General features: G+C 44.6%; 11 protein-coding genes. 3 read left to right on the forward strand and 8 right to left on the reverse strand.

Annotation, left to right across the window (positions count from 1 at the left end; all coding sequences use genetic code 11):
• Positions 1 to 245 precede the first annotated feature (245 nt).
• The 3 genes from NIAKO_RS21595 to NIAKO_RS21605 all read right to left on the reverse strand — a co-directional run bounded on the left by NIAKO_RS21595 (position 246) and on the right by NIAKO_RS21605 (position 3,129).
• Positions 246 to 1,382 (reverse strand): FecR family protein, encoded by a 1,137-nt coding sequence (locus tag NIAKO_RS21595; RefSeq protein ID WP_014220576.1) that lies wholly within the window; start codon positions 1,380 to 1,382, stop codon positions 246 to 248.
• A gap of 514 nt (positions 1,383 to 1,896) precedes the next feature.
• A complete protein-coding gene (locus NIAKO_RS21600; protein ID WP_014220577.1) occupies positions 1,897 to 2,481 on the reverse strand; it encodes an RNA polymerase sigma-70 factor in 585 nt (194 codons plus the stop codon).
• Positions 2,482 to 2,691: 210 nt separating this feature from the next.
• Positions 2,692 to 3,129, reverse strand: coding sequence for a hypothetical protein (locus NIAKO_RS21605; RefSeq protein WP_014220578.1), 438 nt, complete (start codon positions 3,127 to 3,129; stop codon positions 2,692 to 2,694).
• A gap of 107 nt (positions 3,130 to 3,236) precedes the next feature.
• Here NIAKO_RS21605 and NIAKO_RS21610 point away from each other — a divergent pair, with 107 nt between their 5' ends.
• Positions 3,237 to 4,067, forward strand: a complete 831-nt coding sequence (locus NIAKO_RS21610; RefSeq protein WP_014220579.1) for a glutaminyl-peptide cyclotransferase — start codon at positions 3,237 to 3,239, stop codon at positions 4,065 to 4,067.
• Positions 4,068 to 4,178: 111 nt separating this feature from the next.
• On the opposite strand, the gene NIAKO_RS21615 is transcribed toward NIAKO_RS21610, so the two are convergent.
• The 4 genes from NIAKO_RS21615 to NIAKO_RS21630 all read right to left on the reverse strand — a co-directional run bounded on the left by NIAKO_RS21615 (position 4,179) and on the right by NIAKO_RS21630 (position 10,900).
• Positions 4,179 to 5,078 (reverse strand): class I SAM-dependent methyltransferase, encoded by a 900-nt coding sequence (locus NIAKO_RS21615; RefSeq protein WP_014220580.1) that lies wholly within the window; start codon positions 5,076 to 5,078, stop codon positions 4,179 to 4,181.
• Positions 5,079 to 5,132: 54 nt separating this feature from the next.
• On the reverse strand, positions 5,133 to 5,837 hold the full coding sequence (locus tag NIAKO_RS21620) for a hypothetical protein (protein ID WP_014220581.1): 705 nt from the start codon (positions 5,835 to 5,837) through the stop codon (positions 5,133 to 5,135).
• A gap of 172 nt (positions 5,838 to 6,009) precedes the next feature.
• Positions 6,010 to 7,674: a TonB-dependent receptor gene (locus tag NIAKO_RS21625; RefSeq protein ID WP_014220582.1), complete on the reverse strand. Its 1,665-nt coding sequence runs from the start codon at positions 7,672 to 7,674 to the stop codon at positions 6,010 to 6,012.
• Between the two features lie 199 nt (positions 7,675 to 7,873).
• Complete coding sequence (locus NIAKO_RS21630; protein WP_014220583.1) at positions 7,874 to 10,900, reverse strand: tetratricopeptide repeat protein; 3,027 nt, start codon at positions 10,898 to 10,900, stop codon at positions 7,874 to 7,876.
• Between the two features lie 172 nt (positions 10,901 to 11,072).
• On the opposite strand from NIAKO_RS21630, the gene NIAKO_RS21635 reads away from it, so the two are divergent.
• Both NIAKO_RS21635 and NIAKO_RS21640 read left to right on the forward strand, forming a co-directional pair.
• The gene (locus tag NIAKO_RS21635) at positions 11,073 to 11,480 is read left to right on the forward strand and encodes a DoxX family protein (RefSeq protein ID WP_014220584.1); all 408 of its coding nucleotides are present in this window, start codon (positions 11,073 to 11,075) and stop codon (positions 11,478 to 11,480) included.
• Positions 11,481 to 11,606: 126 nt separating this feature from the next.
• A complete protein-coding gene (locus NIAKO_RS21640) occupies positions 11,607 to 12,020 on the forward strand; it encodes an acyl-CoA thioesterase (RefSeq protein ID WP_014220585.1) in 414 nt (137 codons plus the stop codon).
• Positions 12,021 to 12,046: 26 nt separating this feature from the next.
• Here NIAKO_RS21640 and dacB read toward each other — a convergent pair whose 3' ends face one another.
• Positions 12,047 to 13,456 (reverse strand): D-alanyl-D-alanine carboxypeptidase/D-alanyl-D-alanine endopeptidase, encoded by a 1,410-nt coding sequence (gene dacB / locus NIAKO_RS21645; RefSeq protein ID WP_014220586.1) that lies wholly within the window; start codon positions 13,454 to 13,456, stop codon positions 12,047 to 12,049.
• Between the last annotated feature and the right edge of the window lie 78 nt (positions 13,457 to 13,534).

Genomic DNA, 13,534 nt, shown 5'->3' on the forward strand with positions numbered 1-13,534 from the left:
GCAGCAAACATTTGATAACAGGGGCAGGGCATGAGAATGCCCTACATCCATTTTTTTTCATAACTTAGTTTTGAAGTGTTAAAGGATGAGAATTTCCTGAAGCAAGAAGATTTTCTGATTTTAACAGCCACGGGGAATGCGCCAACATTCTCCGTTTTTGTTTGTACGAAGTCAGGTTAGATTTTTCATTGCAAATCGTTTTGGTTACACAATCGTTATAACATGGTCTATAGCGTACCCGTTCTTTACCAAATAGTGACCTGGTCGCCTTTTATTTCATAATGGAAACCACGCGTATAGCTCAATGCTTCCATTACCTCTGCCAGTGACTTATTCTCGAACACCCCGGTAAAATGCTGGTTGTTCAGCGATCCGTTCTTCAGCAGGATGGTTACATTGTACCACCGTTCAATTTCAGTCAGCATACGGTCTAATGGCTCATTCTCAAAAGCCAGCTTGTTCTTCACCCACATGGTTTCATAATGGCTGCCGGTATCCTGTTTACAGGGATGTAATTTGCTCACCATCATCATGAGCGCGTTATCCGTTGCATTGGAAACGCTGTCGCTTTTTTCGTTCCCGGTACTGATGATGGTAGCGTTGTCGTTCCTGACGATCAGCTTTTCATCAGGTTTCAGAATGATCTTTTTATCGGGATTGTTATGAAGGGTCACTTCTACAGAACCTCTTATCAACGCGGTTTCTGTAGTGCTTTCACCGGGATAGGAACGAACGTTGAAAGCTGTACCCAATACTTTTATGTCTATAGATGTGGTATGAATAATAAAGGGAATGCGCTGCCCGGTTTCTACCGAAGTGGCATGGGCCACATCGAAATACGCTTCGCCGGTAAGGATCACTTCGCGGGTATTGCCCGAAAAATTCTGGCCATAGGTTAATTTACTATCTGCATTCAGCCACACCTGGGTACCATCGGGCAATTCCACTTTTGATTTGGAACCGGGGCGGGTACTGATGGTGTTACTGGCTACCGGTTTGCTGGTCTTTTTTTCTGCCGGCCATAAAACCAGGAAGCAAATTAACAAACAGGCCGCTGCAGCTGCAGCACCCCATAACCAACGCGTTCTGTTGCGCCGGCTGGTTGCTTCCATTACAGGCGCCTCTATCTCTGTTTCTTCTGTTTCAAACTGTAAAGCAGGTTTCGCCAGGTGGTTGCTTAATCGTTGCAGGTGTTTATCAAAATGGCCTGGCGCCACCCCCATCCTTTTCGGCCGGTTATTCCACATATTACGGATAATGCCGGCGCGCAATCCCCATTCGGGATGCTGCGTCAACAGGGCTTGTAACTCCTCCAGTTCTTCTTTAGAAGCTTCCCCCGAAAGCTGTACACTTAACAGATACCAGACTCTTTCTTCGTTCATAATGGTTGGCTGTACAGGCTAAGACAAGGGTTAATTAGAAAATGTACCAAGGGATTTAAAATAAAGTTGACCAGTTAACCAGTTGACCGGTTGACCAGGAGGCAAGTTGACAGGGTTGATACAATTGATGAAGGACTTCGTGGGGTTGTGCCGGAATGGGTGTCAGACTGTAGGGGTATTGTCTGGGAATGGTCTGAGAATGGTCTAGTTATTGTCTGGGAATGGTCATACGCACTAGGGTCTCCAGAGAGTTCGTAGAGCATCTCCAGAGAATACCCTGAGTATAACCCTACCATAACCCTACCATTACCGTACCATTCGGGGACAATAAGACATACCAGATCCATACCATTCGTCCCCTACCCAGCCAGACGGGTTCGGGTAGCAAAAAGTCTCATAAATCCAAATTCAGACAATTATAAAGCTTCTATATCGATTTAGATTTTAAACAATAGAGTTCTCTGACTCTTGCAATTAAATAGTTTGCATAAGTATATGCGTAAGCAGAACACCATTATTTCCTGCTTCCAATCCTGTATTGAAAACTAATATAAGCCGGGAGGGTGGCGGCCAGCTTTTGAGTAGCAATGGCCACCTGGTTGCGAACGGTGAGCACAGAAACCTGCAGAATGTCGGCTACTTCTTTGTAGCGCATGCCATCTTCCTTTACCATTTGAAAAATGAGGCGGCATTGCGGAGGTAATTGCCTGATGGTTTGTTGAATGGTATTGATGAGATCGGCGGAGATACAGAGCTCTTCGGGATTATCGAGGCTGATAACCGTTTCCAGGTCCATTTCATCGAGGCTGGCAACGGGATTCTTAAAATGGCGGGTAATATAATTCAGGCAAAAGTTCTTTGCGATCTGGTACAGGTATACTTTCAGATTGGTGATCCCGGGCAGCTTATTCCTGATCTGCCATAATTTGATGAACACATCAGATACAATTTCTTCGGCTGCTTCGGCTGACTTTACAAATGAAAAGCAAAAACGATGGAGGTTATGAAAGAAAAGATTGTACAGCTCGTGATAAGCCTGCATATCTTCATACAAAGCTATACGCTCCTGCAGCGATCTGATATGATTAGGATCGTTCAAAATGGCAAGTTTTGGTTTTATCGCAATCCTAATTTCAGATAAAAAAATTACATCTGCAAAAAATTTAGCAGGAGTAATGAATAAAAGGTCAGAAATACAGTTGCAACAGCCTTATGAATTTAATTTTTTAAGTTCCACTTCATCATCCCGGTATTCCCAATCAAATTCAAACAAAGCATTTCTAATCACTTCCTTTTCTGATTTACCTGTTTATTCCCCTCGATTGTACCAATCCTGGTAGTTCACCGAGGTATCCTGCGGAATATCATCTTCCTCATAGCGATCGGCGCTTTTCAAAGCCCACAGATAGGATTCACTACCTGGTTTATGAATAAATAACCGTTGAGGTGAGTTCTCATCGTCCATCATATAAGACAGCTGAAAAATATCGCCGCTCTCAAATACAATGAAGCAGATGTCATAATCATTACGAACCGATAGAATTTTCAAATTCCCATTCTTGTTATTCAATGAGTAATTTAATTCTGTCAGTTGTTTTTCATCTATCGTAACATTCAAATTATATGCAAAAAAGATCCCGTCATACAAGAGTGCATTTTTATTTTCCCTGTTATAGAACACTAAATGCAATCCCCTGTTTTTGGAGTCTTTAACAAAAATATTAGTAAACTCTTTTGGACATGCCATGGTAACCTGGTTGAAATTTCCCCAATAAATTCAAAAATTAATAATTCTACAAGCTTTACTTATCTTTCCGATCGTATTTTTGAAAGCTTAGCACATATTACGATATTATGAAGAAAGTACTTTTTGCAGCTATCGTTATACTGACCGCCCTGGCTGCCTGTAATGATCATACCGATGCAGGCACTAATAATACCGGGGAAACCAATAATAACGCCAATGCAGCCCCTCCGGTCATTCAATATGCGGTAGTTAACAAATACCCTCATGACACTGCCTATTTTACCGAAGGCCTGGAGTTCCATAATGGCCAGTTGTTCGAGAGTTCGGGCGGCAATGCCGATGAAAGCCCCTACCCCTCCGAACTGGGCATAGCCGATCTGAAAACCGGTAAGGTCACTTCCAAAGTTAAACTGGATAAAACCAAGTATTTCGGCGAAGGCATTACCTTTTTTGGAGATAAACTGTACCACCTCACCTGGACCAGCGGTACCGGCTTTGTATACGACGCCAATACGTTCAAACTCATAAAAGAATTCAAGATCCCTGCCAAGGAAGGCTGGGGACTTACCCACGACAGTACCCACCTGATCATGAGCGACGGCAGCAGCAACCTGTATTATCTTACCCCCGACTCGTTAAAAATAGCCAACATTCTGCGGGTAACCGATAACAACGGCCCCATTACCAATATAAACGAGCTGGAGTATGTAAACGGGTTTATTTACGCCAACCAGTGGGAAACGAATTACATCCTCAAAATTGACCCCGGCACAGGCAGTGTAGTAGGAAAGATCAACCTGGAAAACCTGCAGAAAGAAGCGGCCTCGCTGCGTCCAGGCGCCGATGTACTGAACGGCATTGCCTATAACAAAGAGACCAACCAATTTTTGGTTACAGGTAAAAGATGGCCGTTCCTTTATGAAATAAAAGTGCAGTAAATTATTGTACTGGTTGTTTTAACCGGCAGTTGCAAATAACAAGTTTCAGGTTCCAGGTTTCAGGTTATGCAGGGGTTTGCCCCCAAAGCCTGCAACATGGAACCTGTAACATTATTTACCGATCACATAGATCAGCGAACTGCACTGTTCTTTATGGAAGAGGGTGTTAAGATTGGAGATTCCACCCATAATACCGCCTTTAAGCACGCTTTGTCTTCCGGTTTTGTATTTCTCGCTCAGCATGCTTACATAAAAACTATCGAACCACATGGGTTTTACCGAACGTAATGTGAGGCCATGTTTTTCGACCAACTGCCGCATAGATTCCGGTGAGAAATGATACAGGTGACGGGGCACATCCCAGGCGGCCCAATTCTCACCATATTTGGAAGCGTCGAGGCTGGTATAGTTGGGAACGGCGATGAAGAGCGCGCCCTGTGGACGCAGCAATTCCTTCAGCCGGTACATATATTCATTCAACAGGTGCACATGCTCCAGCACATGCCACATGGTAATAATATCAAAATTGCCTAAAGCAGGATCGAAGAATTTATCGGGGGGATATACGTGCAAGCCATACTGCTTAACGGCATTTTGCCGGGCCACTTCACTGGGTTCAACTCCTTCTACCACCCAGCCATGCTGCCGCATATGGTCCATAAAAGAACCTATACCACAACCAACGTCCAGCAGGCGGGGCATGCTTTCGGCGTTGGTATAGGATTGTACCAGTTTCCTTTTATTTTTCAAACTACGTTCGCGCACACTGAGGTATAACCTGTTCACCAGTCCTTTGCTGGTATTACTGTGTGAAATATAGTCTTCCGATTGATAATATGCGGCTATATCATCCTGTTGGGGTACGTCCTGCGTAAAACGCAAAGTACAACGGCTGCATTCCCAGATCTCAAACGTTTTATGCGATACGGTATGGTCTTTCGCTGCCAATACGCGCTTTATGTCAGACGAACCGCAGGCAGGGCAGTTAGTATAGTGTATAGGTGACGACATCAGATTTTTAATGCCTGCAAAGAAAAGAAAGAATCCCTTTAGTTTAAAAGAAAATTAAGGTGCTGCATTGATCTGCTGGTGATTTCCGGCGGCAGAAGTAACAAATCCGCTCTTATACACCCTAAAAAAGATCAATCCCAGCGCCACTGCGGCTAAGAAGAGGGCAAAAAACCACCAGCCTCTCTTTTTCGGCTTCTCTTCTTCCCAGGGATACTGATAGGGCTCGTTGGGATTGGGAGCCTGTTCCTCGCCCGGCGCTACATTGTTCTCCTCTGCCGTGGCAGCGGGTGCAGCGTCTATATTAGAGATCTTGCGGGTCACTTCCTGGTCGCCCACCAGCATGGTATGCTGGGTGTGGGTATGTATAACGCGATTGGCCGGCGTTGGTTCCTGCATACTGGGTATGCGGCCGGCTGATTCAAATACAATTTCTCCTGATATGTCTTTTTTGAGGGTGCCTATGCCAGCCCACTCAATCACCTGTCCTTCGCGCAATTTGCTGCGCAGTTCATAGGCCCATTCATTATACCATTTAATGGCTTCATAATCGGCAATGTTCTGCTGCTTGGCCAGATAGGTGAAAAAATCCTTATCCGGGGCATCAAAATATTTATCAAAACGGAAATGATAGTCAGGGGGGAGAATACGACGGTTCACAAAGTCAGTTTGCGCCGGAATGCGCTCAATATACATTGAACCCAGCCCAGGAATACTGATGCTTTTATGTTGAAGCAGATAACTTACCAGCACATTATTCATAATAATATCCTTTGTTTACTTCTGCAAAGAACAAAAATTTTCCGGTAATGGAAACACAAAATACGTAAAACCTTTATCCCCAGAACAGCTGAAAGCTAAAAGCCGAAAGCCTAAAGCAAAATACCAGGTTCGTTGCTTTAGGCTTTCGGCTTTATCCTTTGGGCTTTTGCCTCTATTTTGTATTAAATGAATAAGTTAGGCCGCCCATAAAGCTGAAGCCAAATACATGGTATTGGTTCCAGCGCTGGTAATCCTGATTTAACAAATTATTAAGCTGCACCCACAAATTAAAGTTCTTTGTGATCTTATACTCCACGCCTGCATTCAGGTCAAAGGCTTTATCGCCTTTAAAGCTGTCGCCATTTTTGCCGAGGTACCTGGGTTTGTTCCAGGCCCACAGTTCAGTGTAAAAGAACAGGTCTTTCACCATCTGCCAGTGAACGGCGGCGTTAAATTCCACTGGAATTAAACCATAGGCATCTTTTTCCTGCTTCAGATTATAGTAACTGTTCCAGGTAAGTCCGGCGGTAGCGCTGAACTCCTCACCAATGGTATAACCCAGCTCTCCATGTATTTGCAGGTTGTTCATCTTTGGCTCGTAGCGGATCAGGAAGTTTTTGCCGGTAGAATCGGTTACAAAATTATTCACGAACAAAGGCATGTTGTGATAAGTGATCACCCCTATTTTGGTTGAATAAGAGAAATGGTCGCCCAATGATCCTTTGATGCCGCCATACATTTCAATGGTTCGGGTATTCATCAGGGTATCGGGCTGTGCCAGGAATGGATTAATAGATGCCAGTCGCTGGTATGAACCTTTTTGATAGCCCCCTACCCAACCCAGTTGCAGGGTAAATTTCTTGTCGTCGGTAGTGATATCGGCCATGATATCGGGCAACATATGAAAATCCTTATTGTCCCAGATTGGCAAAATACCGGCATGCAAAAACACATTATCGGTTTTAAGCGACAAGGCGGCTGCTAACTGGTATAAATTATTCTGGATAGTTGTTTTATTGCTTTTATCGCCAAACTTGTAATTGGTGAGGTCGGCAGTAGCGCCCAGGCCAAAAGCGAATTTCTCCCCAAAGGTTTTCTCCAGTGGCAGGTTCACTACTGTATTGGTCTCGCTTCCTTTTGGTGTGTTGCTGATGTTATCGCTGAAGCCGCTTACTTTAATGCTCGGGTGATAATTCAATCCATATTCAGTGGGCGCAATATTGCGGAAATCGATTTTCCCTTCAATGGTTTGAAAGCGCTGTCTCAGATCGTCTTTAGTATAGATGCTCTTCAACGAATCGGGCTGGAACCCATATAAATAATAATCATCGCTGCGGAAACCCAAACGGCCATTCCACTCCAGGTTCTTATTGGTTTTATAGGTAGCTGCGGCGCCTACACTGGTTTGACTGTTCTTTTGAAACGGCAGATCGCCTTTTGAGGTATAGTGATTGGCAAATAAATTAAAGAAGGTTTGTTTGCCATCGCCAAAGCTGAACCCGGCTTTTATATAGGGCTGATGTATATTACCTATACCTGCTTTTATATAATTGCTGTATTGCCAGCTATTGATGGAATCTACTTTCAACGCCACGGGGTTTACACCTGCGGGCTGATAACTGAAAAATAAATTCTGTGAAGGTATATTGTAAATGAGCCTGGGTTTGGTAGTATCTACCGCGGGCTCGGTTGCATTAAAATTGATCTTCGATGCTTCCCGTAATACCGGTTTAAACTGAGAGGTTACATCAATGGTCTTTCCTTTATTGGGCTCCTGCGCCTTTGCAGTGGTAAGAGTACCAGTTAAGAAAACTATTGCTATAAATTGTTTATTCATTTGAATAATGATAATTCGTTTGAAATCGTGAATCGGAATTGTGAGTTGTCAGTTGTGAGTTGTGAGTGGGGTCGCGACGTGGTAACATTTCTCAATATTTTCTACTTCCACTCATTTCATCCTTCGCCCTTTATCAACTTGTTAACTTGTCAACCCTATCAACTCTCCTGATCAACTCGTCAACTGGTTAACTGGCCAACTAGCCACCCACCTTACTATTCTTCTTCTCTTCCTCCTGCGCTATTTTAAGCTTCCGATCCGCTTCCTGCCGCAGGTCTTCGAGCTTGGCATTATCTACAATACTTTGGTACGTGGCCTTGGCATTGAAATAATCTTTTTCCTTCAGGTACACATCGCCCAGTAACAAATAGGCTTTGGTTACCCAGGTTTCGTAGGAACCTGATTTGTTCACCACTTCAAACGCCGCTTTCTCGGCATCGCTCAGTCGGTCCTGCACAAAGAAACAATTGGCAATTTCATACCGCGCTTCTGCCCCATAGGCCGATTTGTTCAACGATACAACCTGGCGGTAATAACTGATGGCCTGATCGTATTGATTGGATGTTTGGAATGATTTGGCGATGGCCATATTTGCAATCACTTTATCGTCGGACCCGATGCCTTTCTGCGTTAACAGGTCTTTGGCATTGGTAACGGCGTCATTCCATTTTTGAAGCTGGAACTGGCTGCGCAGCAGGCCACGCATAGCTTCCAGTTTGTTCTCCTGTGAGGTGGCAAACTCTTTCAGTTTGGTAAAATATTTCTCCGACTTCTCATAATTCTTCAGTTCAAAAAAGTTCAGGCGCGCCGCATTCAGCAAAGCTTTCTCCCCAAATTTATTGGGCACCAGGTCTGACAATTTCTCATACCCTTCGGCGGCTTTTGCATAATCTTTTGCGTTATTATAAATTTCGCTCTTGTAGTACAAAGCTTCCAGGGCAAACTTGCCATCGGGAAAACGGGTAAGATATTCCTCAAATTTCTTGGCTGCCACGGGGAAGTTGCCATTGTTGAATTGCACTTCGGCCTGCTGGTACATCAGTTCATCTTCCTGGTTGCTGGTAATTTCCTTACCCATTGAGCGGGCAAAGGCTACGTAATCACTTGTTTTGCCCTGTTCTACATAAATGATCCGCGCATTCTCCAGGGCAGCATCCGCTTCCGGTGAATTGGGAAACTGCTGCAGTACGGTAGTGTATTGTTTTAGCGCTTCATTATCGTTATTCAGGTTGTAATTAGCGATCCCCATTTTCAAATATGCCTTTGGCTTCAGGGATGAAAGCGGGTCGCTGATCACATTCTTTAAGTAAGGAATGGCTTCGCGGAACTGTTCAGCCGCGATATAGGTATTAGCCACTTCCATATTGGCATCGGCCGATAAATTCGATTGCGGGTAACGACGGCTGATGGTAGCCAGCAGGTTGATCTTTTCTTTTTCATTGCTCACCCCGGTGATCATGGCTTTTTGAAAGGTAGCATAGTCGCCTGCCGCCCAGCTGTAACTGATCACTTTGTCGTACATGGCCAGCGCCTGTTTGAAATTGCGGTTCATATAATAACAATCCGCGCTGCGTACATAAGCATCCTGCTCCAGCGTACCGGCATTGATCTTCGGGTCTTTCACCACTTTCTCAAAAAATCCCAGCGCCTGGTTATAGTTCTCTCTTTTCAAAAAGCAATACCCCAGGTTGTAATTGGCATTGGCCGGGTTTATTTCTATATATGAAATGGGACGTTTCAGGTATTCAAAATAGTAGCGAATGGCATCATCCAGCTTGTTCAGGCGGTAGGAGATCTCGCCTTTCCAGAAATCTATTTGTGGTAATACGCCGGTATTGTTCGCGTCGGCCTCGGCTTTAGTAAGCAGGTCATTGGCGCTTACCAGCATGCCATCGTTTATTAATTCAGTGGCCCGGCCGTATAAAACAACCGGGTATAATTTGCGGGCATTGGGCGATGGGTTCTTTACGCTTTCCAGTAAGGTGAGGGCGTCTTTATAGTTATTGGTGCTGGCCAGCATATTTACCAGCAGCTCCTTGGCTTCGTTGGTGTATTCCGATTGCGGATACTTGTTCAGAAACTCCTGTAACTCGTCCAGCGCCACATCCTGATAACCGAGCTCGTACGATAATTTGGCGTAGTTGTATTGCGAAACTTCCTGTTGTTTGGCATTGCTGCTGTTGCGGGCGCACATCAGGAAAGCGTTGCGGGCATTGGCTTTTTGCCCGGTTTTTAAATAGGCGTCACCCAGCAGGTACATAGCGTTCTGCGCCAGGGAGTCTTCTTTTCCGCTGATCTGTTTGAACCCGTTTATGGCCTTATTCCAGTTCTTCGCTTCATAGTAACAATACGAGAGCTCGTAAATATCTTCGCGTTTTACACTGTCGGCCTTGTTCACATAGGTTTCCAGGTAAGGCAGGGCTTTATCGAATTGTTTTTTCTCAAAATAGGCATGCCCCACCATCTGGCGCATCTGATTTTCATACGTGAGGTTGCCTCTCTTCAATTTTGCTTCGGCATATTGCAGGGCCTGTTCTTTTTGCCCCAGCGAGTATTTGATACCGGCAATGTAAAAGGGCACTACTTTTCCATACGTGGGGTGATCTTCCACCACCGAAAAGGCAGTGAGCGCATCGTTGTAGCGCTTTTCGTAAAAACAAATAAAGCCGTAATAGTAGTTGGCATCGGCATAGTTGGGATCGTTTTTATCCTGCCTGATGACATCAAACTTTGGTTTGGCTTTATCATATTGTTTTAACGTAAAGTATACATATCCCTGGTGAAACTTCATATCGGCCACTTCGCGGTTGCTGAGGTTGGCGATGGAGGTAGTTTCATATAAAGAACCGGCTGCAGCCAGGTCGTCTTTACGGAAATAGTATTCCGCCAGGTGAAAACTCATCATTTGCACCCGGGCCACATTATCTTCCGTTTCAATAAATTTTTGTGCCTGCACTACGGCGCCTTCCTCATTTTGCTTCAACGCACAAACGATGGTGTAGTACTTTATTTCCTGATAGGTAATAGCCTGGCTACTACGGTCGGCAGATGTTTGTTGTGATTGCAGGTCTTTTAAAAGTGGATATGCCAGACTGTATTGCTCCCGTTGGTAGAACTCTTTAGCTTGCTTGAAAGTTGCCTGGGGATCTGTTAATTCACGGGTTTGCTGGGCATAGGAAAAATGAAAAAGACCTAAAAGGGTTATGAGAGCTGTCGTTTGTTTCATTCCAGTGTCCTTAAGGTGATAGGTAAAACTTCGTAAAGGTTCTAAATATTTTACCTTAAACCAAACATCGTTCCAAACAGTTGTGGATAAGTAGGGGTATTAACAATTCTTTTTAATACTAAATGTGAAAAAAACAAATCCCCTATTTTTGAGCTACCTTAAAAACGAACTCATGAAAAGACTATTGAGCACCGCCTGTTCTGAAACATCCTTTAACATTGCCGCACTGGTGATCCGGGTAACTTTCGGTTTACTGCTCCTTCTCAATCATGGAATTGACAAACTGCAGAATTTTGCCAAATACAGGGTTAGCATAGCCGACCCGTTCCATATTGGTGGGATGCCAACGCTGATGCTGGTTCTTTTTGCAGAAGTGTTTTGCACCGTATTTATGGTGCTGGGACTGTTCACCCGTATTATGGCCATTCCCGTTGTGATCAACTTTGCAGTAATTGTTTTCCTGGTTAATAAAAGCTATGATGTGCATCATGAATCCGGCGTTCTTTTCTTTGCCGCCTTCTTAAGTGTTTTATTAATGGGCCCCGGTAAATACAGCATCGATGGTGCTATGGGGAAATAAAATAGTGAGTTGTCAGTAGTCAGTAGTGAGTAAGTTTCCGATTGTTCGGGAGTCTGAATAATAGCGAGCCCACTCACTACTGACTACTCACTACTCACCCTTCACAATTGACAACTCACCACTCATATGTTTATATCCGAGACGCAGATCCGTGTTCGTTATGCCGAAACCGACCAGATGAATGTCGTGTACTATGGTAATTATGCCCAGTACTTTGAAGTCGGCCGCGCAGAATCTATTCGCCAGTTGGGTTTTACCTATAAGGATATGGAAGCGATGGGCGTAATTATGCCGGTGGTGGAAATGCATTGCCGCTACCTGCGTACCGCTCATTATGACGATCTGCTGACAATCAGGACTACCCTGAAAGAATTACCCACCGATCATAAAATTGAATTTCACTCGGAGGTGTTCAATGAGAACAGGAAATTGTTAACTGTAGGGCGGGTGGTGCTGTTTTTTGTGACCGCCAGGGAAATGCAGAAGACGACCATGCCGGTTGAATTGTATGATAAATTGAAACTATTCTTTAGTTTGTAGTTTGTTGTTTGCAGTCAAACCACAAACTACTTTAACACATCCAGCACCCCATACATCTTCTTTACGATCTCTACCGGTGAGCCATCGTAGTTATTTACGATGATGGAAAAAATGTATTGTTTGCCGTCTTTGGCCGTATGATAACCGGCAAAGGCGCGCGCGCCGCCAATGGACCCGCTTTTCATTTTCATACCATTGTATTCGGGCAGGGCATTGTAAAATGCGGGGTACCAGGGCCGGGTTTTGGCATATTCCAGCACTTTTACTTCGGCCGCCGTTGTTACCCTGTTCTGGGGCGATAATCCGCTGCCATCGATCATATGTATGGCGCCTTTATCAATTCCCCGCTCACTCCAGAAATTACGTACCAGTTCAACGCCAGCATCGGTAGTACCTACACCGTTTTTTTCCCGCGCCATGGTTTTTATCAGCACTTCGCCATACAGGTTAATGCTTTTGCGCAGGAACCAGTAATTGATGCTGTCCATCGGTGGCGACAAAAGCGTAATTAATTCCTGTTGCATGGCCGGCCATTTTTCTTTACTGGCATTTTGAACGTAGGTCCTGTAATTACCGGTTACTGCAATTTTCTGTTGTTGTAAGAACTCCTGCAATTCGGCTAAAAAGAATAATGGTCCATTTGGAACGGCACCGGAAATAGCAAAGGATTCGCTCCCCTGGGGAATAGAACCATCCGTAAATCCATTCAACGAATAGGGCGGTAAATAAATATAGCCGTTATCTCCACTACCCTTGCCCCCCGTTTTTATCTGGTTAACAAGCTCCGCTGCCTGAAAAGGAGGTTCTGTTTTTACAATACTGGTAATGTCACCTTCTTTTTTTCCCGGCTTCAGGTACAGATCGTATTGGTTTTCGTGCCAGTTGAGGGCCCAGCTGCCTGCCCCGTAATAATTACCAATGTCGTCCCAGATCCAGCCGCCTGGCAGCGGTTGCAGGGAAAAAGCAGAATCATTGAGCAAAATATTTCCCGAAATTCTTTTGATGGCCGCCTTTTCCAATGCCCCGGCTATCTTTTTTAACACTACATCTTCCTTAGTATCGTTCCAGCGCCAGCTGCCGAATGTAGGGTCGCCATAGCCGTTAATATGCAGGTTGCCGGTAAGCACGCCATCTTCAATTTTTCCATTATACCCCACAATGGTTTTGTACCGGTAAGTGCTGCCCAGCAGGTCAAACGAAGCGGCACTGGTAAACAGTTTCTGCGTACTGGCGGCTGCCAGTCCTATCTGCTCATTGTGCTCGTATACGGGTTTCCCGGTTTTTGCATCAATTACATATAAACTGATAATGCCATGCTGCATCTGGCCATCTGCTTCAAACTGCTTTACTGCATTCGCCAGTTTTACCTGTATGGTTTGCGCTTTACCTGTACTGACAAGCGTTGTTATAAAAATGAGCAGCAGGAGTTTTTTCATGAAGGGAAATTAGTGAAAAGTAGGCGTTCCTTGATCATAAGTTGCAAGTGAGTGGTGAGTAGTGAGTGGTGAGTGGGT

The sequence above is a fragment of the Niastella koreensis GR20-10 genome, assembly GCF_000246855.1.
In the GTDB taxonomy this organism is placed as follows: Bacteria; Bacteroidota; Bacteroidia; order Chitinophagales; family Chitinophagaceae; genus Niastella; species Niastella koreensis.